Genomic DNA, 19,152 nt, shown 5'->3' with positions numbered 1-19,152 from the left:
CCCCCATGAAAGATGCGAAGTCCGGCCATGGCGCCGACGAGACGAACGGCACGGGCCCTGGCGCCGGCGACGAGGACGCGGGCGGCGTGCAGGCGGTCGACACCGCGGTGCGCGTGCTGTCCGCGCTGATCGACACCGGCGCGCCGCTGATGCTCAAGACCGTGGCCGAGCGCGCCGAGATGCAGCCGCCGAAGGCGCACCGTTACCTCGTGAGCTTCTGCCGCAGCGGGCTGGCCGAGCGCGACGCCGCCAGCGGCGGCTACCGGCTCGGGCCGCTGGCGGTGCGGCTGGGCCTCGCGGCACTGCGCCGGCTCAACGTGGTGCAGGTGGCCTCGCCCACGCTGGGCGAGCTGCGCGACGAACTCGGCTTCACCGTCGGCCTCGCGGTCTGGGGCGCGGCCGGGCCGACCTTCGTGCGCTTCGAGGAGACCAACGACGCGCTGATCATCAGCGGCCGCCCCGGCTCGGTGATGCCGATGCTGACCTCCTCCACCGGCCGCATCTTCGGAGCCTACCTGCCGGCCTCGGTGACGGCGCCGCTGATCGACCGCGAGCTGTCGGGCGTGCCGCATCCGGGCGCGACGCCGAACCCGGCCGCCGGGAAGATGACGCGCGCCGATGTCGAGACGCTGTTCGAGTCGGTGCGCAAGCGCAAGCTCGCGCGCATCCAGGGCGACCTCAATCCGGGGCTGCACGGCGTGTCGGCACCGATCTTCGACCACGCGGGCGCGGTGGCCGGCGTGATGACCGTGATGGGCTCGGCCGGCCTGATCGACACCCGGCTCGACGGCCATGTGGCGACCGTGCTGTCGGCGCGCGCCGAGGACGTTTCGCGCCGCATGGGCTGGGGCTGAAACCGCCTGCCGCAGCGCAGCGGAGGGTTTCTCCTCACACAGTCAGGATTTCGATGAGCGTAATCTGATTACGGAATTTGAAACCTGCCCGGAACACAGAAGTCCGGGCAGTTGGCGCCCCGAAGGCGCCTGGCGGTACCCCAGGAGACAACGATGATGACGGTGATGATCCAGGACCGGCCCGCGGCCGCCTCCTCCTCGGAAGCGCAGCTCGCGCGCCTGGTCGACGGCATGGGCAGCGAGCGTTTCGCGCCCGCGCTCGCGAACTACCTGCATGCGCTGTGCGGCGCCGATCACTTCGCGGCCTTCCGCCTCGGCCAGGACGAGCTGCGCGAAGTGGCGGCCTGCTGCGTGCAGCCCGAGCGCACCGCGCGCGACCGCGTCGAGAGCTACGTCAAGCAGGGCCTGTGGAAGCACGACCCGGCGATGACCGAGGCGCAGCGCCGCGTCGACGGCGCGGCCGCGACCATCATCCACGTCGACTTCAGCGACCACGAGTACGACGATCTGCGCCCGCGCGTCTACCCGCACGTGCGCGACCGCATCCTGCTGTGCGGCCGCGGCACCAACGGCGCCTTCGGCCTCAGCGTGCTGCGCGCCGACCCGCACACGCCGTTCGCGCACGACGGCATCGAGCGCCTCGCGCAGGCGGCCGAGCTGCTGCTGGCGATGCTCTCGAAGCATGCCGACGTCTGCCAGAGCCGGCCCGACGTGGCGCAAGCGCTGACCACGCTCGACGAGATCGAGAACTGCATCGTGGCGACCAGCCCGCTGCCGCGCCGCGAGGCCGAGGTCTGCGCGCGCATCCTCTACGGGCTGTCGTCGGTCGGCATCGCGCTCGACCTCGCGGTGAGCGAGGAGACCGTGAAGACCTACCGCAAGCGCGCCTACCAGCGGCTGGTGATCGGCAGCGAACGCGAGCTGCTGACTTGGTATCTCGCGCGCTGGGGCCGCTGGAGCGCGGAGCGCTTCCAGACCATGGCCTCGCGCGCGCTGCACTAGCCCCGTCGAGCGTCCCCTGCAGCGGGACTGACCCCGGCGCCCGGCTGTGCCCCAATGAGGCCATGCCCGAGTCGCACCGATGCCGCCCCTGCTCCAACCCTCCGCCGTCCAGCTGATCCTCGAGGATCACCAGGCCCTCGCGACGGTGCTGCGGGCACTGGGCGACAGCGTCGAGCAGGCGCGCCGCTCGGCCCGCCGGCCCGATTTCGACGAGCTGCGCGCCATGCTGTTCTACCTCGACGAGATGCCCGCGCGCATGCACCACGCGAGCGAGAGCGAGCTGCTGTTCCCGAAGATCCGCGAACGCTGCCCGGCGCTGCGCCCGGTGCTGGCGCGGCTCGAGGCCGAGCACGAGCGCGGCGAATCCTCGGTGCGCGAGCTCGAGCATGCGCTGACCGCCTGGGAGCTGATGGGCGAGGTGCACCGCGAATCCTTCCAGCTGCTGCTGCACACGCACTCGACCGTCTACCTCGGCCACATGGAGGTCGAGGAAAGCTATGTGCTGCCCGTGGCCGCCGACTACCTCTCGCCCGCCGACTGGCGCGAACTCGCCGAGGCGCTGGCACGCCAGCGCGGCGACACCGATGCCGCGATGACGCAGGGCCACCGCGCGCTGTTCGCGCGCATCACCGCCCGCACCTCCTGCCCCGATCCCACGCTCCAGAAATGACCATGCAAGACATCGACGTTCCCGTTCTCATCGTCGGCGGCGGAGGCTGCGGCCTCGCGGCCTCGCTGTTCCTCTCGCGCCAGGGCATCGCCAGCCTGCTGATCGAACGCCATCCGGCGCCGGGCCGGCTGCCCAAGGCGCGCTACATCAGCCAGCGCACCATGGAGCTGCTGCGCCAGTTCGAGGTGGCCGAGCGCGTCTACGAACGCTCGATGCCGCTGGCCCACATCTCGCACATCCGCTGGTGCACCACGCTGGCCGGCGACGGCGAGCTCGACCGCCGCACCTTCTACCGCATCGAATCCTTCGGCGGCGGCTCGCTCGCGCAGGACTATGCGAAGGACAGCCCCTGCGAATCCACGCTCTACCCGCAGGTGCGCATGGAGCCGCTGCTGCGCGAGCTGGCCTCGGCCGAGGCGAACGCGCAGGTGCGCTATCACCACCAGCTGCAGTCCTTCGAGCAGGACGAGAACGGCGTGACCGCGCGCGTGCTCGACCGCGACAGCGGCGAGGAGTACCGCGTGCGCGCGAAGTACCTGATCGGCGCCGACGGCGGCAAGACCGTGGGCCCGACGCTGGGCGCGGTGATGAGCGGTGCGACCGACCTCGCGCACATGGTCACGGTCTACTTCCGCGCCGACCTCTCGAAGTACTGGGACGACGACCACTCGATGACCACCTGGTTCGTCAACCCCGAGGGCGGCTCCTGGGCCAGCGGCGTGCTGGGCCAGCTCGGGCCCACGCGCTTCGGCCGGCATTCCGAGGAATGGATGTTCCACTTCAGCTTCCGGCCCGACGACCCGTCCCGCTTCGAGGAGTCGTCGCTGCTGCCGCGCATGCGCGAGCTGCTCAAGATCCCGGACCTGCATCCCGACATCATCGGCATCGGCCACTGGACGGTCGAGGGCGTGCTGGTCGACCGCTACCGCTGGGGCCGCGCGCTGCTCGCGGGCGATGCCGCGCACCGCCATCCGCCGACCACCGGCCTGGGCCTGAACTCGGCGATCCAGGACGCGCACAACCTGGCCTGGAAGATCGCGGCGGTGCTCAAGGGCGAGGCGCACGACAGCCTGCTCGACAGCTACGAAGCCGAGCGCCGCCCGGTGGCCGCGTTCAACATCCAGTGGGCGCTGATGACCTTCCAGAACCACCAGCTCACCGATGCCGGCATCGGCCTGGTGCGCGGCAACGCCGAGCTGAGCCAGGCGAACTTTCGCCGCTACTTCGCCGACGACGCCGAGGGCCGCACGCGGCGCGCGCGGCTGGCACAGATCATGGAAGTGCAGCGCATGGAATGGCAGGCGCACGACATCGAACTCGGCTACCACTACGACCTCGGCGCCGTCATGCCCGACGGCACGCCCACGCCCGAGCGCGATCCGCTGGGCCAGACCTACGTGCCCACCACCCGGCCCGGCCACCGGCTGCCGCATGCCTGGCTAGAGCGCGACGGCCAGAAGATCTCCACGCTCGACCTGGTGCGCCCGGGCCGCTTCACGCTGCTGACCGGCCGCCAGGGCTCGGCCTGGGCCGATGCCGCGGCCACGCTGGCGCATGGCGCCGGCCTGCCGGTGGACATCGTCGAGATCCACGACACGGCCGCGGTGCGCGACATCGAGGGCACCTGGCGCTGCCTGCGCGGCGTCTCGTCGGACGGCGCGATCCTGGTGCGGCCCGACCAGCACGTGGCCTGGCGCGCCATGGGCCGCGGCAACAACGCGCACGGCCAGCTCGCAGCGGCCTTCGCGAAGATCCTGCAACGCGATCTCGCGGCCTGATATTCCAACGAACGAGGAGACAGCCACCATGCAACGACGCACCCTGCTTTCGCTCCTGGCCACCGGCGCCCTGGCCCCCGCGGCCTTCGGCGCCGCCGCCCAAGGCAACTGGCCCAGCCAGCCGATCCGCCTGATCGTGCCCTACCCGGCCGGCGGCGGCACCGACTTCTTCGCGCGCCTGGTCGCGCCCGGCATGGGCGAGGTGCTGGGCCAGCCGGTGATCGTGGACAACCGCCCCGGCGCCTCCGGCATCATCGGCGCGACCGCCGTGGCCAAGCAGCTCGCGCCCGACGGCCACACCTTCCTGCTCGGCGACATGACCACCTACGCGGTCAACCCGGCGATGTTCGACAAGCTGTCGTACGACCCGCTCAAGGACCTGCGCACCGTGACCATGACGGCGAAGTTCGACTTCCTGCTGGTCGTCAACCCGAACACCCTGCCGGTGCGCAACCTGCAGGAACTGATCGCGCTGGCCGCGCGCACCCCCGAGGGCCTGAACTACGCCTCGCCGAGCGTGGGCACCACGCACCACCTCGCCACCGAGTTGCTGGCGCGCGAGACCGGCATGAAGCTGGTCGCCATCACCTACAAGGGCGGCGGGCCCGCGGTGCAGGACCTGCTGGGCGGCCAGGTGGGCCTGATGTTCCTCGACCGCGCCACCGCGCGGCCGCATATCGAGTCGGGCCGGTTGCGCCCGATCGCCGCGGCCGGCGCCAAGCGCATCGCGGCTTATCCCGAGGTGCCGACCGTGGCAGAGCAGGGCGTGAAGGGTTTCGAGGTCGAGGGCTGGCAGGGCTTCAGCGTGCGCACCGGCACGCCCGATGCCGTGGTGCAGGCACTGCAGGCGGCCTATCTCAAGGCCATCGCGCCGGCCGAGATCCGGCGCAAGCTCGGCGAGGCGGGCATCGACCCGGTGGGCGGCACGCCCGAGCAGTTCACCCAGTACATCCAGTCGGAGACCGTGAAGTGGGGCCGCGTGGTGCGGGAGCGGGGCATCAAGGCCGAATGACGGCGGCCTGACCGACTACTTGAGGCAGGCCTTGGTGAAGACGCCGTCGTGCGCGGCCGTGGCCTCGCAGGCCGGCGCGGCGGTCTGGATCACCGTCTCGGTGGCGGCATCGTCCTTCTCCACCGCCCACGCCATGGGCGCGAGGATCGCGAGGAAGAACGATCCCAGCAGGGCAGCACCGGCTGCCAGCGATCCTATTTTTTTCGTCATGTGCGGCTCCTGGTGCTTGCCGGGCAACAGGCCCGGCGCATGGGGACCGATGGTAGGGGCCGGCCGTGCGGGCACCCGTCAGTGCCGAAGCCCGGCGCTTGTAGGCGGCCGCTGTATTCAGGACTGCAGGGCCGCGCCCGCCGCCGCGCGAATCCGCTCGGCCGACTGGCGCGCGCGGCGCATGAGGGCCGGGGTGTCGTAGGCCACCAGACGACCTCCGCGCTTGACGATGCGGCCATCGACCATCACGGTCTCGACGTTGGCGGCGCTGCCGCTCTGCACGATCGCGGTCTCGGCGTTGCCCACCGGGCCGATGTTCAGGTCATCGGCGCGCACCAGGATGATGTCGGCGCGCTTGCCCTCGACGATCGAGCCCGTGACATCGCCGAGCCCCAGCGCGATGGCGCCGTTGATCGTCGCCATCTCGATCACCTCGTGCACGCCCACCGGCTTCGCGCCCGCGCTCGGCGTGCCGGCCCAGGGCACGCCGAGGTTCCAGGTGAAGCGCATCGCCTCGAACATGTCTGGCGGCGCGATCGAGGTGGCGTCGCTCGACAGCGAGACCGCGAGGCCCGCCGCGCGCATCGCGAACAGCGCGGCGCGCGCGTCGCCGGTGCCGCTCAGGCGCAGCTCGGAATGGGTGGCGAAGCTCAGCGGCGTCCTGGTGCGCGCGAGCGCCGCGAGGTCGGCCGGGCTCGCGGGCACGTAGTGGGCGATCATGAAATCGGGCCCGAGGTAGCCGCGCCGCTCGTAGTCGAGCGCGTCGACGTTGTTGGGCGCCTCCTGCGGCGCATGGATCGCGACCGGCAGCCCGCTGGCCTTGGCGAACTTCATCTCCTCGTGGAAGACGGCCTCGGTGCTCTGCTGCGGGCCGCGCAGGTTCAGCCCCAGGTGCACCAGGCCGGCCAGCGGCGAACGTTCGCCGAACCAGTCGCGCCGCACGCGCGCCAGGTCCTCGTAGCGGTTGAGTTCGTCGGCCGGCATCTGGTCGACGTGGCCGTAGGAATAGCGCGCACGCAGCAGCGACTGCCGGTGCGCGCGCAACTCGGCGTCGGCATGGGCCGGCGAGCGCGTGTTGTGCGACCAGTTGTGCACGGTCGTGGTCCCGCCATGGGCCAACTCGGCGCAGCCCAGCAGCACGCTGTTGTAGAAGTCCTCGGGCGTGTAGAGCGTGGAGGTCGCGCCCTTGGCCGGGTAGTAGGAGAAGCCCTCGCGCGCCGTGAAGCTGCGGCCGATCGCGCTCCACAGGTGGTAGTGGGAATTGACGAAGCCCGGCATCACGATGCGGTCGGTGGCGTCGATCACCTCGACGCCCGGTGCGCGCAGGCCGCGGCCCACCTTCTCGATGGTGCCGTCGCGCACCAGCACGTCGGCGCGCGGCAGGGTGCCGGTGGCGCGGTCGACCGTGATCACCGCGCCGTTGCGGATCAGGTAGCTGCCGCGGCTGGCCCGGGCCGGAGTGGCGAGCGCTGGCGCGCCGGTGGCGGCCACCGCCAGGGCGCCGGCCAGGTGAATGAAGTCTCTCTTGCTGGTTTGCATGGGCTGTCCCGGTGAGGAAGTGAGGAAAAGGATCGCGCGCCTCAGCGCGCATTGAGAAAGAAGGCCCCCGTCATCGCGAGCCCCGTCAGCACCACGAACCCACGCACCAGCTCCGGCCGCAGCCGCCGCGCGGCCGTGCCGCCCGCATAGCCGCCGGCCGTGGCGCCGAGCGCCATCCACAGCGCATGGGTCCAGACGATCGCGCCGCTGGCCGCGTAGATCGCGACCGCCATCAGCGTGAGGATGGCCGAGACGAAGTTCTTGATGCCGTTCATGCGGCCCATGTCCGCATGCCCGAGCGCGCCGAGCACCGCGAGCAGCAGGATGCCGAGGCCGCCGTTGAAGTAGCCACCGTAGACCGCGACCGCCACGATGCCCAGGTCGGCGAGCCAGGCGCGCCCCGGTGCGGCGACCTCGGCCCGGCGTCGCACCAGCGCGGGCCCGATCGCGAACAGCAGCGTCGCGGCCAGCAGCAGCCAGGGCACGATGCGGCCGAAGGCCTGGTTCGAGGTCGACAGCAGCAATGCCGCACCGGCCGCGCCGCCGAACACCGAGAGCACGCCCAGCCGAAGCAGCGAGGGCGACATCGGCCCCGCGAGCTCGCGCCGCAGCGCCCACGCTCCCGCCAGGTAGCCCGGCAGCAGCGCGGCGGTGCCGGTGGCATTGGCCGACACCAGCGGCACGCCGACCAGCGCCAGTGCCGGCAGGGTGAGGAAGCTGCCGCCGCCCGCCACGGCGTTGAGCGCCCCGGCCAGCGCCGCGGCACCGCCGAGCAGCGCCCATTCGAACGCCGTGCTCACGGCTTGCGCGCCGGCAGCGACATGCGGTCGGTGCGCAGCAGCGCCGTCAGCACCACGCCCAGCGCCGCCAGCAGCGTGATCTGCAGCAGCCCGGCCGAGCCCCAGCCCAGGCGCGCGGCGATGGCGCCGATGATGTAGCCCGCGAAGGCGCCCGCGCCGTACAGCGTGGTCACGAACACGCCGGTGGCGCGGTTGGTGAGCGAGGCGCGCACCGCCTTGATGTGATAGCCGGCCAGGTTCACGTAGAGCACGCCGCTGACCACCAGGCCCCAGGCGAAGGACAGCGCGGACTGCACCCAGATGCCGGCGGGACCCGAGAACAGCAGGAAGCCCAGCAGCCCGGTGCCGACGAAGCTCAGCGACAGCACCAGCTTGGGATGGAAGCGGTCGCCGAGCCAGCCGCCGAAGATGGAGGCGAACACGCCGAAGCCGAAGATGCTCATGACGCGGCCGGTATCGGCCGGCGTGTAGTGCAGGTGCTCGCGCAGGAAGGTCGGGTACATGCCGAGGTAGCCGTAGATGCACAGGCCGCCGATCACGCTCATCGCGGTCAGCAGCACGGTGTTGCGGTTCCACATGCGCTCGGCGCCGCGCTGGTCGGCGCGCGTGTCGGCCGCGGCCACGTTCTCGGTCATGCGACGGCCCACGGTGAGCGCGATCAGCGCCATGGCCGCGAAGCCCGCCACGCCGAACACCACCAGCGGCAGCCGCCAGTCGCGCTCGGCGCCGATCAGGTGGCCGCCGAGCAGCGGCCCCACGATCGCGCCGATGCCGAACGAGAAATTGATCGCGCCCACGGCCGTGGCGCGGTAGCGCGCGAAGTGGCTGGCCGCGATCGCGATCACCACCGTGAGCTGCATCGCCTCGCCGATGCCGGTGGCCGCGCGGTAGGCGATCATGTCGGCGAAGCCGTGCGAGTAGGCCGTGAGCAGCGTGCCCAGCGAGAAGATGGCGATGCCGATCTGCAGCACGGTCTTGCGCGACAGCCGCGCCAGCAGGTAGCCGGTGGGCACGCCGGCCACCGCCATGCCGAGCGTGAAGATGGTCGACAGCAGTCCGGTGTCGGCCAGCCCGAAGCCGAACTCGCGGCGCACGTCGGCCGCGATCAGCGGAAAGATCTGCCGGTCCATCGCATTGAGCGCGTAGGACGCGAGCAGCACCAGGAACATGGCGATCTCGAGGCCGCTGATGGGCGCCTCGCGGCGCGCGTCGCCGGCCAGCGGCAGGGCCGAGGTGGTGGAATGCACGATCTGTCTCCTTCTCGCCGGGGCGAGACTCTTGTTCTGGGGAAAAGGCAGCCCCGGCGGCGCGCGCCGGGGCGGGTCTCAAGCGGCGTCGCGCGTCGCGAGATGCCAGTCGAGGATCTGCTCGCCGGTGAAGAAGCCGACGTCCTCGCGCTCGCGGATGTGCGCCAGCGCCTCGCGGAAATAGCGCAGCCGGTGCGGCGCGCCCATGATGTACGGATGCACCACCAGCGCCATCACGCGCGCCGAGTCCCGGGCGTCGGCGTACAGCTGCTCGAACTGGTCGATGGCGCGGTCGCGGTACTCGCTGGCCTTGTGGTGCTGGATCAGCATCATCGCCACGTCGTTGCATTCCTGCGTGTAGGGCACGTTGACGATGTGGCCGCCGTTGCGCGTCTTCAGCTCCACCGGCTGGTCGTCGAGCACCCAGTCGCAGACGTACTCGTAGCCCTGCTCGGCCAGGATGTCGGGCGTGTGCCAGGTCTCGGTGAGGCCCGGGCCGAGCCAGCCGCGCGGGCGCTTGCCGGTGTAGGCGCGGATCGCCTCGGTGGTCTTGGCGATGTCCTCGGCCTCGTCGGGCACCTTCTGCATGTTGCGCTGGCCGAAGCCGTGGCCGATGAATTCCCAATCGCGCGCCTTCGCCGCCCGGGCGATCGGCTCGTAGGCCCCGATGGCCGAACCGTTGATGGCCAGCGTGGCGGGAATGCCGAGCGCGTCGATCGCCTCGAGCATGCGCCAGAAGCCGACGCGGTTGCCGTACTCGTGCCAGGCCCAGTTCGGGATGTCGGGCATGGGCGAGCCACCGGCCGGCGGCGTGAGCACGGTGCGCGGCATGGTCTCGTCGATGTTCCATTCCTCGACGTTGACGATGACCCAGACGGCGAGCCGCTTGCCGCCGGGCAGCCGGCGGGCGGGACGGTCGGCGATGGCCGAATAGGCGATGCGTTCGAGCGGTTTCATGCGGTGTCTCCTTGGCCTTGTGCGTTCAGACGATCTCGACCTGCAGCGGCTCGAGGCCCTCGATGCGGCCCGTGAGCCGGTCGCCGCGCTGCACCGGGCCCACGCCCTCGGGCGTGCCGGTGAAGATCAGGTCGCCGGGCAGCAGGCGGTACTGCTTCGACAGCTCGCTGACGATCTCGTGCACGTTCCAGATCATCTTCTCGAGCACCGAATCCTGCCGCACGCTGCCGTTGACCGCGAGGTTCAGCGCGCCCGAGCGGATGTGGCCGACGCGCGCCACCGGATGGATCGGGCCGCAGGGCGCCGAATGGTCGAAGGACTTGCCCTGCTCCCACGGCAGGCCGCGCTTGTTGCACTCGCGCTGGCGGTCGCGGCGCGTCATGTCGAGGCCGGCCGCGTAGCCGAATACATGGTCGAGCGCGGTGTCGGGCGAGACATTGGAGGCCTCGCTGCCGATCGCCACCACCAGCTCGAACTCGAACTGGAAGTCCTCGGTCAGCGTCGGATAGGGCACGCGGCCGTCGGTCACCACCGCGTCGGCCGGCTTCTGGAAGAAGAACGGCGGATCGCGCTCGTCGCCCTCCTTCATCTCGCGGATGTGGGCCAGGTAGTTGCGGCCCACGCAGTAGACGCGGCGCACGGGGAACTGCTGGTCGCTACCGACGATGTCGATGGAGATGGGGGCGACCTGGAGGGCGTCGGCGGCGCCGGGCGCGGGGCTGGTGGGCATTGCGTGTTGTCTCTCTGGAAGGGTTGTGAAGGAGTGGCTAGAGTCTAGGAACGAGGCCTCCCCGCCTCAACGCACAGGCTTGCGCAAAGATATGCAATCCTTGCGATTCCTCGTGCCAGGCCCGCCATGCAACCAGCGCCCTCCCTCATCGACCCGCCCCTGCCGCGCTCCGGCGCCGCACGCCCCGCCATCGGCAACTACACCATGGCCACGCGGGCGCAGCGCGCCTACTTCGGCATCCACGACCAGACCAACATCCTGCCGAACCCGGTGCCGCACCGGCACGAGTACTTCCAGATCTACGTCAACACGCGCGGCGAGACCACGCACTACATCGGCGGCGGCCAGCGCCCGATCGGGCCGGGCACGGTGAGCTTCGTGCTGCCCTTCCTGGTCCACTACATCCCGAACGCGGCCGACGGCGTGTTCCACATCATCAACATCAGCAAGGACTACCTGCTGCCCTCGCTCGATCTCGACGTGTTCGAGCTGTCGGAGGTGCCGCTGGCGCGCGCGCCCGAGCTCGCGCCGTTCCGCTTCCAGCACTGCCTGGACTTCCGCTTCGACGCGGCCGAGACCGAACAGCTGCAGGCGCTGTGCGAGCGCATGACGCAGGAGGCGCAGCGGCCCTCGGGCGAGGACACGGCCAGCCACCTGCTGATCCGCGGCCACCTGCTGAACCTGATCGGCATGGTGTGGCGGCGCTACGGCGAGGACTTCCGCCATTGCGAGGCCCAGGGCCTGGTGCTGCAGTCGTACAAGCAGGCGGTGCTGCGCTGCATCCGCTACATCACGCAGAACCTGGCGCAGGAGCTGACCCTGGGCGACGCGGCGCAGGCCAGCCACGTGTCGGCCACCCACCTGGCGCACCTGCTCAAGAGCGAGACCGGCAAGACCTTCCTCGAGATCGTGACCGAGCGGCGCATCGACCGCGCCAAGACGCTGCTGGTCTTCACCTCGGCCTCGGCGGCCGAGATCGGCGAGAGCACGGGCTTCGCCGAGCCGGCCCATTTCGCGCGCCGGTTCCGGCAGGTGGTGGGCACCACGCCCTCGGCCTACCGGCGCCAGTACCAGGGCGTGGGCGCGCGAACCTGGATCGAATAGCGGCGCCACTTCGATGGACTCCCTGATCGCCGCCGCCGCGCGCGCGCTGGCCGCGGGCGACGCGCTCGGCGCGCTCAAGCGGGTCGCGCTGCGCGACGATCCGCCGGCACTGGCGCTGCGCGGCATCGCCATGGCCCAGCTCGGCGACCATGCGCGCGCCCGCGAGCTGCTGCGCCGCGCCGCGCGCGGCTTCGGCGCGCACGAGGCACTGGCACGCGCGCGCTGCGTGGTCGCCGAGGCCGAGGTGGCGCTGGCAATGCGCGACTTCGGCGGCTCGCCGCGCGCGCTGCTGGCGGCAGCCGCCACGCTCGAGGCGCACGGCGATCCCACCAATGCGCTGCAGGCCTGGCTGATCGCGGCGCGGCGATCGCTGCTGCTCGGGCGGCTCGACGAGGCGCGCGACGCGCTGGCCCATCTCGACGGCCAGGGCCTGCCGGCCTCGCTCGCGGCCGTGGCCGAGCTCGCCACCGCCGAACTGGCGCTGCGTTCCCTGCGCACTGCGCCGGCACGCGACGCCCTGGCCCGTGCGCGCATCGCCGCCGAGCATGCGGGCGTGCCGGCCCTGCTGGCCGAAGTGGTCGACACGCGCGCCGCGCTCGACCGCCCCGCGGCGCGGCAATACTTTCCCGGCGGCGAACGGATGCTGCGGCTCGACGAGGTCGAGGCGCTGCTCGATTCGGGCACGCTGGTGGTCGATGCCTGCCGCCGCGCCGTGGGCGCGGGCACGACATGGCGCGCGCTGGCACGCCGCCCGGTGCTGTTCGCGCTCGCCCTCGCGCTGGCCGAGGCTTGGCCCGGCGACGTCGAACGCGAGGCGCTGATCGCGCAGGTGTTCCGCACCCGCGACCCCGACGAGACCCACCGCGCGCGCCTGCGCGTCGAGATCGGCCGGCTGCGCGCGCTGGTCAAGCCGCTGGCGCGCATCGAGGCCAGCGCGCGCGGCTTCGTGCTACGGCCGCACGACGAGCGGCCGGTCTCGGTGCTGGCGCCGCCGATCGCCGGCGACCAGGCCGCGCTGCTGGCGCTGCTGTCCGACGGCGCCGCCTGGTCGACCTCTGCGCTGGCGCTCGCGCTCGACGCCAGCCAGCGCACCGTGCAGCGCGCGCTGGCAGATCTCGAGGCCGAGGGCCGCGTGCGCGCCATCGGCCAGACCCGCGCGCGGCGCTGGCTGGCGCCGCCGCTGGCCGGTTTCACGACGATCTTGTTACTCCCCTCCACGCTCGCGATTGCATAGAGTTGCCTCCAAGGCGCCGACGTTCCGGTGCCTCCCAAGGAGCCAACCATGACAGCCAAGACCATCCACGACAGTTCCAGGGCCCGGGCGGCCGAGATCGTGCGCGAGTACGGGCCCTTCGCGGGCGCCACCCAGGTGCACGGCGTGACCCACGACGGCCAGCGCGTCTGGGCCGCCACCGGCGAGAAGCTGGTGGCCTTCGACCCCGACAGCGGCGAGACCACGAAGGCGCTGGACCGCGCCTGCGATGCCGGCACGGCCTTCGACGGCACCCATCTCTACCAGATCGCCGAGGCCCGCATCGACAAGATCGATCCCGCCACCGGCCGGGTGCTGGCCTCGATACCCGCGCCCGGCCAGGGCAGCGACTCGGGCCTCACCTGGGCCGAGGGCAGCCTGTGGGTGGGCCAGTACCGCGACCGCAAGATCCACGAGATCGATCCCGCGACCGGCGCCGTGCGCCGCACCATCGAGTGCAACCGCTTCGTGACCGGCGTGACCTGGGTCGACGGCGAGCTGTGGCACGGCACCTGGGAGGCCGAGGAGAGCGACATCCGCCGCATCGACCCGCGCAGCGGCGAGGTGCTCGAGCGGCTCGAAATGCCGCGCGGCACGGGCGTCAGCGGGCTCGAGTCCGATGGTGCAGGCCTCTTCTACTGCGGCGGCGGCCCGAGCGGCAAGGTCCGCGCGGTGCGCCGGCCCGCGCACTGACCCACCGAACCTCACGCAAGGAGCATCCGATGAATGCAACGACCACCGAAGCAGGCACGGCGCACCACGCCGTCGTCTCCAGGGCGCAATGGACCGAGGCGCGTCGCGCCCTGCTGGAACGCGAGAAGGAACTCACGCGACTGGGCTACCAGATTGCGGCCGAACGCCGCGCCCTGCCCTGGGTACGTGTCGAGAAAGACTACGTCTTCGACACGCCCGACGGCCCGCGCGCGCTGGCCGATCTGTTCGAGGGCCGCAGCCAGCTGCTGGTGCAGCACTTCATGTTCGCGCCCGGCTGGGAACAGGGCTGCCCGAGCTGCTCGTACATGGCCGACCACCACGACGGCGCCGCCCCGCACCTGGCCGCGCGCGACGTCACGCTGCTCGTGGTCTCGCGCAATGCGCTGCCCGAGATCGAGCGCTTTCGCGAGCGCATGGGCTGGAAGTTCAAGTGGGTTTCGTCGGCGCGCAACGACTTCAACCACGACTTCCACGTCAGCTTCACGCCCGAGGAATTCGCGAGCGGCTCGGTCTACTACAACTTCGCCATGCAACCCTTTCCGCAGGCCGAGGCGCCGGGCATCAGCGTGTTCTTCAAGGACGCGGCGGGCCAGGTGTTCCACACCTACTCGCGCTACGGCCGTGGCGTGGAAGTGATGATGGGCGCCTATCCGCTGATCGACCTCGTGCCCAAGGGGCGCGACGAGGAAGGGCTCGAGCACACGATGGCGTGGGTGCGTCATCACGACCGCTACGAGACGCGGCCCGCGGCGCATGCGTGCTGCTCGTCGCGCGGCTGAGACCTCCCATGACCGCGCTATGGCCCTGGCTGGCGGTCGCGGGACTCGGCGCCTTGCATGGACTGAGTCCGGCCAACGGCTGGATGTTTGCCGCGGCCTGGGGCGTGCAGGCGCGCGACGATGGAAGGGCACGGCGCGCGCTGCTGCCGATCGCCGTCGGGCATTTCGCATCGGTCGCGATCGTGGCCTTGGTCGTCGCGCAGGGGCTGTGGCTGGACCGTGCGCTGGTGCAGGTACTGGCTGGTGCGCTGCTTCTCTTCGCAGCGGCCTACCGGTTGCTGCGCGGTGGCCGCTCCACCATCGGATGGCGCGCGGGCCATGCAGGCCTCGCGGGCTGGTCCTTCGTGATGGCGACCGCGCATGGCGCCGGGCTCATGCTGGTGCCCGCGCTCGTGCCGCTGTGCCTCGGCGGCGATCCCGCGCGGGCCAGCACCGCATCGGGCTCGATGGCGCTGGCGCTCGCCGCGGTCGCGGTGCACACGGCGGCGATGCTGCTGGCCACCGGGCTGATCGCCACCGGCGTGTGCCGCGGCATCGCGCGGCATCCGCGGTGGCTCGAAGGGCAGGCACTGAAGCGCGGCTGGACCGCGGCGCTGGCGGCTACAGGCTTGCTGCTGATCGCGCTGCGCTGACCGGCGAAAACCCCTCGGCCCCACGGGTGCACGATTGCAACCGCGATGCGTCGACGTTCGAATAGCCCGATGACCGCATTGCTCCCCATCGACATCGCACCGCAACTCTCGCTCTCCCGTGTCGTGCTCGAACGCCACCTGTCCGACACCCTCGAATCCCTGCACCTGTTCGGCTCCGCCGTCGATGGCGGCCTCCAGCCCGGGAGCGACATCGACCTGCTGGTCTGCGTGACCGCGCCGCTGGCGCCCGCGACCCGGCAGGCGCTGATGACCGACCTGCTCTCGGTGTCGGCCGCGCCCGGCACCGACGCGGCCCTGCGCCCGTTGGAGGTGACGATCGTCGTGCGCGACGAGGTGCTGCCCTGGCGCTACCCGGCGCGGCGCGAACTGCAGTTCGGCGAATGGCTGCGCGACGAGTTGAAGGCCGGCGTCTTCGACGCGCCCGAGATCGACCGCGACCTCGCGATCCTGCTGACCAAGGCCAGGCAACACAGCGTCCCGCTGATCGGCCCCGCCGCCGAGACCCAGTTCGACCCGGTGCCCGCGAGCGACTTCGCACAGGCGCTGCGCGACACCATCGGCATCTGGAGCGAACCTCCGGACTGGGAGGGCGACGAGCGCAACGTGGTGCTCGCGCTGGCGCGCATCTGGTTCAGTGCCGCGACCGGGGGCATTGCTTCGAAGGATGCGGCGGCGGCTTGGGTGATCGAACGGCTGCCCGGTGAGTTGCGGCCGTTGATGGCGCGGGCGAGGGAGGCTTATCTGGGGCAGGCGGAAGATGATCTGGCGGCGCGGCAGGGCGAGGTGGCGGGGTTCGTGGCGTATGCCAAGCCGGCTGTGGAACGGGCGTTGGCATCGCAAAGGGACGGGCCGAACTGAACATTCGGCCCGTCATCGACTTCCCGTCCATGGGGCCGTCCACGACGCTCCGACCGTGCGGGTTCGGCTGGCCTGCGTAGACATGGCCAGCGGCTGCACCGCCAGTCGCAGCCCCAACGCCCTGAGGATGGCCGACAGGCTGCTGAGCGCAGGATTGCCCTTCGGCGACAGCGTGCGATAGAGCTGGGTCGGATTCAGCTGCGCCTGCTCGGCCACGGACTGCACCCCGCCGAATGCCTGCGTCATCTGGCGCAGCACGATCAGCAGTTCGGCCTGGTCGCCGTCGGCCAGGATGCCATTGATGACGTCCATCGCCAGGGCCGGATCGCTGCGGTACAGCTCGGCCATTGCATCGTCATGCGGCTTGCCTTTCGGCATCTGCTCTCCGCTGCCAGTGGTTGCCATCTTTTATCTTCCTTCGCGCCACGCCTGCGCCGACCAGCCGAAGGCTACCTCGACACGCTGATCCGAATCAACGTCCGCTCGACCTTGCCGCGCCACCTGCGCGCTTTGCTTTCGCCCTCCCTGCCCCGACGCTTCGTTTCTCCTCACCCGCCCGAAGCTCATGCACCAAATCCACCAACGCCCGCAACGCCGCAGGCAGATGCCGATGCCCCGCGTAATAAATGCACAACCCCGGCACCGGCACCGTCCACTCGTCGAGCACGCGCACCAGCCGCCCGCTAGCGAGGTCTTCGGCCACGTACCACTCGGCCAGTTGCGCCACCCCCACCCCTTGCCGCACCGCCTCCAGCATCAGCATCGGCGCATCGAGCACGAGCGGCCCTGGCACATCCACAGTGAACGGCTCGCCGCCCTGCGCGAACTCCCACGGTGAGGGCACGCCGCTCGGCAGTCGCGCGCGGATGCAGGCGTGTTGCATCAGGTCGGCCGGCACCTCGGGCCGGGGGCGGTTCGCGAAGTACTCGGCCGACGCCACCACGGCCATGCGCAGGCTGCCGCCGAGCGGCACGCGCACCATGTCGCGCGGCACCAGCGGCGCGAGGCGCAGGCCGGCATCGAAGCCCTCGGCGACGATGTCGACCATGCGGCCCTCGGTGACGATGTCGACGGTCACGCCCGGATGGCGACGCAGGAACTCTGCCACGAGCGGGCGGAACACCATGAGCGCCGCGCCCAGCGCGCTGTTGATGCGCAGAGTGCCGCCCAGCGTGGCCCGGCGCTCGCCGACGCTGTCCATCGCATCGCGGATGTTCGTGACGGCCGGGCCGATCTGCGCGACGAACTGCCGGCCGGCCTCGGTCAGCGAGACGCTGCGCGTGGTCCGATGGAACAGCCGCGCGCCAAGCCGGGCCTCGAGGCTGGACACCGCATTGCTGACGGCGGTGGTCGACATCTCCAGTTCCACCGCCGCGGCGCGAAAGCCCTGCCGCCGCGCAACGGCCAGCACCACCTCGAGTTCGATCAGGCCGCTCTTGTGCATTGTTCCGATTTTCTGGATGAGTCATCTCATTTTGATCGGATTCTCAAAACGATGCTGGATTCCTAGACTGCCTTCAACCCCGCCAACCGGCGGCAATAAACCAGGAGTCAGCACCATGTGGAACATCGACAAGGCCTACATCGACGGCGCCTTCGTGCCCGTGCAGGGCACCGAGGTCGTGGAGATCGCCAACCCCGCGACCGAACAGCGCATCGGCAGCGCGACGCTCGCCAACCGCGACGACGCGAAGCGCGCCATCGCGGCCGCGCAGCGCGCCCAGCCCGCGCTGGCCGCCACCGGCAAGGCCGAGCGCATCGAAATGCTCGAGCGCTTGCGCACCGCCGTGCTCGCGCGCACCGACGCGATCCGCGACGCGACCATCGAGGAGTACGGCGGCCCGCTCGCGCGCGCCCAGTGGGTCAGCGACTACGCCTCGCAATGCTTCGCCAACGCGGCGCGCACGCTCGAGGCCTTCGAGTTCACGCGCCGCGTGGGCGATTCGACGGTGACGATGGCACCGGTCGGCGTGGCCGGGCTGATCGCGCCCTGGAACAGCGTCGCGGGCTCGGTCTGCAGCAAGCTCGCCTCGGCGATCGCGGCCGGCTGCGCCTCGGTCATCAAGCCCAGCGAACTCGGGCCTATCCAAGCCCGGGTGGTGACCGAGGCATTGCACGAAGCGGGCTTGCCCGCGGGCGCGTTCAATGTGCTGCTCGGCCGCGGCGCCGACGTGGGCGACGAGATCGCCACCCATCCCGGCATCGCGAAGCTCTCGTTCACGGGCTCGACACCCACCGGCAAGCTGATCGCGCGCGCCGCGCTCGACACCATGAAGCGCGTGAGCCTCGCGCTCACCGGCAAGTCGGCCTCGATCGTGCTCGACGACGCCGACTTCGCGAGCGCGCTGCCGCTGGCGCTCAACGCGGCCTTCATGAACAACGGTCAGGCCTGCGTCGCGGGCACGCGGCTCCTGATCCCGCGTGCGCGCATGCCGGAAGCGATCGAGCGCATCGCCGCCATCGCGACAGCGCTGCGCGTGGGCGATCCGCGCGATCCGGCCACGGCGATCGGTCCGCTGTTGAACGCGGCCCAGTTCGAGCGCATCCAGCGCTTCATCCGGCGCGGCAAGGAACAGGGCGCGACGCTCGTGGCCGGTGGTGAGGGCCGGCCCGAGGGACTGTCGCGCGGCTGGTACGTCAGGCCCACAGTGTTCGCCGATGTGCGCAACGACATGAACATCGCGCGCGAGGAGATCTTCGGGCCGGTGCTGTCGGTGCTCGGCTACGAAGGCGAGGACGAGGCCGTCGCGATCGCAAACGACTCGCCCTACGGACTGCAGGCCTACGTGTTCTCGTCCGATGCGCAACGCGCCGGCCGCGTCGCCACGCGCCTCGAGGCCGGCACGGTGCTCGTCAACCGCATCGCGCCCGACCTGCTTGCGCCCTTCGGCGGCGTCAAGCAGTCGGGCCTCGGTCGGGAGTTCGGGGTGTTCGGGCTCGAAGCCTTCCTCGAGCCGAAGACGATCACCACCGCCTGACCCCGAGCGTGCCGA

General features: G+C 71.1%; 20 protein-coding genes. 12 read left to right on the top strand and 8 right to left on the bottom strand.

Annotated features, from left to right (window positions below):
* Positions 1–5 precede the first annotated feature (5 nt).
* The 5 genes from AC1HIL_RS39730 (at position 6) to AC1HIL_RS39710 (ending at position 5,316) form a co-directional block, all read left to right on the top strand.
* Positions 6–854, top strand: a complete 849-nt coding sequence (locus AC1HIL_RS39730) for an IclR family transcriptional regulator (RefSeq protein WP_057594191.1) — start codon at positions 6–8, stop codon at positions 852–854.
* 156 nt (positions 855–1,010) lie between these two features.
* Positions 1,011–1,856, top strand: a complete 846-nt coding sequence (locus tag AC1HIL_RS39725; RefSeq protein WP_479672814.1) for a helix-turn-helix transcriptional regulator — start codon at positions 1,011–1,013, stop codon at positions 1,854–1,856.
* A gap of 79 nt (positions 1,857–1,935) precedes the next feature.
* Positions 1,936–2,526 (top strand): hemerythrin domain-containing protein, encoded by a 591-nt coding sequence (locus AC1HIL_RS39720; protein WP_057594193.1) that lies wholly within the window; start codon positions 1,936–1,938, stop codon positions 2,524–2,526.
* 2 nt (positions 2,527–2,528) lie between these two features.
* A complete protein-coding gene (locus tag AC1HIL_RS39715) occupies positions 2,529–4,304 on the top strand; it encodes an FAD-dependent monooxygenase (RefSeq protein WP_479672813.1) in 1,776 nt (591 codons plus the stop codon).
* A 28-nt stretch (positions 4,305–4,332) separates the two neighbouring features.
* A complete protein-coding gene (locus AC1HIL_RS39710) occupies positions 4,333–5,316 on the top strand; it encodes a Bug family tripartite tricarboxylate transporter substrate binding protein (protein WP_413765611.1) in 984 nt (327 codons plus the stop codon).
* A gap of 15 nt (positions 5,317–5,331) precedes the next feature.
* Here AC1HIL_RS39710 and AC1HIL_RS39705 read toward each other — a convergent pair whose 3' ends face one another.
* From AC1HIL_RS39705 to AC1HIL_RS39680, 6 genes are all read right to left on the bottom strand, one after another.
* Positions 5,332–5,526, bottom strand: a complete 195-nt coding sequence (locus tag AC1HIL_RS39705; RefSeq protein WP_413765612.1) for a hypothetical protein — start codon at positions 5,524–5,526, stop codon at positions 5,332–5,334.
* A 117-nt stretch (positions 5,527–5,643) separates the two neighbouring features.
* Positions 5,644–7,065 carry an amidohydrolase family protein gene (locus AC1HIL_RS39700; protein WP_479669447.1) on the bottom strand — a complete coding sequence of 474 codons (1,422 nt, stop codon included), beginning with the start codon at positions 7,063–7,065 and terminating at the stop codon, positions 5,644–5,646.
* A gap of 41 nt (positions 7,066–7,106) precedes the next feature.
* Positions 7,107–7,865, bottom strand: a complete 759-nt coding sequence (locus AC1HIL_RS39695; protein WP_057594196.1) for a sulfite exporter TauE/SafE family protein — start codon at positions 7,863–7,865, stop codon at positions 7,107–7,109.
* Positions 7,862–9,112 carry an MFS transporter gene (locus AC1HIL_RS39690; protein WP_057594197.1) on the bottom strand — a complete coding sequence of 417 codons (1,251 nt, stop codon included), beginning with the start codon at positions 9,110–9,112 and terminating at the stop codon, positions 7,862–7,864. Before AC1HIL_RS39690 ends, AC1HIL_RS39695 begins: the two co-directional genes overlap by 4 nt.
* Before the next feature lie 78 nt (positions 9,113–9,190).
* On the bottom strand, positions 9,191–10,069 hold the full coding sequence (locus AC1HIL_RS39685) for a polysaccharide deacetylase family protein (RefSeq protein WP_057594198.1): 879 nt from the start codon (positions 10,067–10,069) through the stop codon (positions 9,191–9,193).
* A 25-nt stretch (positions 10,070–10,094) separates the two neighbouring features.
* A complete protein-coding gene (locus tag AC1HIL_RS39680; RefSeq protein WP_479669448.1) occupies positions 10,095–10,799 on the bottom strand; it encodes a fumarylacetoacetate hydrolase family protein in 705 nt (234 codons plus the stop codon).
* 126 nt (positions 10,800–10,925) lie between these two features.
* Between AC1HIL_RS39680 and AC1HIL_RS39675 the strand changes: the two genes are divergently transcribed.
* From AC1HIL_RS39675 to AC1HIL_RS39650, 6 genes are all read left to right on the top strand, one after another.
* Positions 10,926–11,903, top strand: coding sequence for a helix-turn-helix transcriptional regulator (locus AC1HIL_RS39675; protein ID WP_479669449.1), 978 nt, complete (start codon positions 10,926–10,928; stop codon positions 11,901–11,903).
* Between the two features lie 13 nt (positions 11,904–11,916).
* Positions 11,917–13,137, top strand: a complete 1,221-nt coding sequence (locus tag AC1HIL_RS39670; RefSeq protein WP_479669450.1) for a helix-turn-helix domain-containing protein — start codon at positions 11,917–11,919, stop codon at positions 13,135–13,137.
* 48 nt (positions 13,138–13,185) lie between these two features.
* Entirely contained in the window at positions 13,186–13,848 is a 663-nt protein-coding gene (locus AC1HIL_RS39665) for a Vgb family protein (RefSeq protein WP_261211044.1), read from the top strand.
* 29 nt (positions 13,849–13,877) lie between these two features.
* On the top strand, positions 13,878–14,648 hold the full coding sequence (locus AC1HIL_RS39660) for a DUF899 domain-containing protein (RefSeq protein WP_479669451.1): 771 nt from the start codon (positions 13,878–13,880) through the stop codon (positions 14,646–14,648).
* A gap of 8 nt (positions 14,649–14,656) precedes the next feature.
* Positions 14,657–15,280 (top strand): hypothetical protein, encoded by a 624-nt coding sequence (locus AC1HIL_RS39655; RefSeq protein WP_479669452.1) that lies wholly within the window; start codon positions 14,657–14,659, stop codon positions 15,278–15,280.
* 69 nt (positions 15,281–15,349) lie between these two features.
* The gene (locus AC1HIL_RS39650; RefSeq protein ID WP_479669453.1) at positions 15,350–16,159 is read left to right on the top strand and encodes an AadA family aminoglycoside 3''-O-nucleotidyltransferase; all 810 of its coding nucleotides are present in this window, start codon (positions 15,350–15,352) and stop codon (positions 16,157–16,159) included.
* Positions 16,160–16,171: 12 nt separating this feature from the next.
* Here the strand turns inward: AC1HIL_RS39650 and AC1HIL_RS39645 are convergent, their stop codons facing one another.
* Positions 16,172–16,537, bottom strand: a complete 366-nt coding sequence (locus AC1HIL_RS39645) for a helix-turn-helix domain-containing transcriptional regulator (RefSeq protein WP_479669664.1) — start codon at positions 16,535–16,537, stop codon at positions 16,172–16,174.
* Between the two features lie 94 nt (positions 16,538–16,631).
* On the bottom strand, positions 16,632–17,603 hold the full coding sequence (locus AC1HIL_RS39640) for a LysR family transcriptional regulator (RefSeq protein WP_479669454.1): 972 nt from the start codon (positions 17,601–17,603) through the stop codon (positions 16,632–16,634).
* Between the two features lie 115 nt (positions 17,604–17,718).
* Between AC1HIL_RS39640 and AC1HIL_RS39635 the strand changes: the two genes are divergently transcribed.
* Entirely contained in the window at positions 17,719–19,137 is a 1,419-nt protein-coding gene (locus AC1HIL_RS39635; RefSeq protein ID WP_479669455.1) for an aldehyde dehydrogenase family protein, read from the top strand.
* Positions 19,138–19,152: the final 15 nt, after the last annotated feature.

This window comes from Variovorax sp. ISS6, from assembly GCF_056523145.1.
Note: the sequence above shows the minus strand (reverse complement) of the source record. Positions and strands in the feature narration are given on the sequence as shown.

Excerpts from the sequence above, each read along its gene's own strand:
- AC1HIL_RS39730 (WP_057594191.1), top strand. The coding sequence starts at position 6 with ATGAAAGATGCGAAGTCCGGCCATGGCGCCGACGAGACGAACGGCACG.
- AC1HIL_RS39725 (WP_479672814.1), top strand. The coding sequence starts at position 1,011 with ATGACGGTGATGATCCAGGACCGGCCCGCGGCCGCCTCCTCCTCGGAA.
- AC1HIL_RS39720 (WP_057594193.1), top strand. The coding sequence starts at position 1,936 with ATGCCGCCCCTGCTCCAACCCTCCGCCGTCCAGCTGATCCTCGAGGAT.
- AC1HIL_RS39715 (WP_479672813.1), top strand. The coding sequence starts at position 2,529 with ATGCAAGACATCGACGTTCCCGTTCTCATCGTCGGCGGCGGAGGCTGC.
- AC1HIL_RS39710 (WP_413765611.1), top strand. The coding sequence starts at position 4,333 with ATGCAACGACGCACCCTGCTTTCGCTCCTGGCCACCGGCGCCCTGGCC.
- AC1HIL_RS39705 (WP_413765612.1), bottom strand. The coding sequence starts at position 5,526 with ATGACGAAAAAAATAGGATCGCTGGCAGCCGGTGCTGCCCTGCTGGGA.
- AC1HIL_RS39700 (WP_479669447.1), bottom strand. The coding sequence starts at position 7,065 with ATGCAAACCAGCAAGAGAGACTTCATTCACCTGGCCGGCGCCCTGGCG.
- AC1HIL_RS39685 (WP_057594198.1), bottom strand. The coding sequence starts at position 10,069 with ATGAAACCGCTCGAACGCATCGCCTATTCGGCCATCGCCGACCGTCCC.
- AC1HIL_RS39680 (WP_479669448.1), bottom strand. The coding sequence starts at position 10,799 with ATGCCCACCAGCCCCGCGCCCGGCGCCGCCGACGCCCTCCAGGTCGCC.
- AC1HIL_RS39675 (WP_479669449.1), top strand. The coding sequence starts at position 10,926 with ATGCAACCAGCGCCCTCCCTCATCGACCCGCCCCTGCCGCGCTCCGGC.
- AC1HIL_RS39670 (WP_479669450.1), top strand. The coding sequence starts at position 11,917 with ATGGACTCCCTGATCGCCGCCGCCGCGCGCGCGCTGGCCGCGGGCGAC.
- AC1HIL_RS39665 (WP_261211044.1), top strand. The coding sequence starts at position 13,186 with ATGACAGCCAAGACCATCCACGACAGTTCCAGGGCCCGGGCGGCCGAG.
- AC1HIL_RS39660 (WP_479669451.1), top strand. The coding sequence starts at position 13,878 with ATGAATGCAACGACCACCGAAGCAGGCACGGCGCACCACGCCGTCGTC.
- AC1HIL_RS39655 (WP_479669452.1), top strand. The coding sequence starts at position 14,657 with ATGACCGCGCTATGGCCCTGGCTGGCGGTCGCGGGACTCGGCGCCTTG.
- AC1HIL_RS39650 (WP_479669453.1), top strand. The coding sequence starts at position 15,350 with ATGACCGCATTGCTCCCCATCGACATCGCACCGCAACTCTCGCTCTCC.
- AC1HIL_RS39645 (WP_479669664.1), bottom strand. The coding sequence starts at position 16,537 with ATGCCGAAAGGCAAGCCGCATGACGATGCAATGGCCGAGCTGTACCGC.
- AC1HIL_RS39640 (WP_479669454.1), bottom strand. The coding sequence starts at position 17,603 with ATGCACAAGAGCGGCCTGATCGAACTCGAGGTGGTGCTGGCCGTTGCG.
- AC1HIL_RS39635 (WP_479669455.1), top strand. The coding sequence starts at position 17,719 with ATGTGGAACATCGACAAGGCCTACATCGACGGCGCCTTCGTGCCCGTG.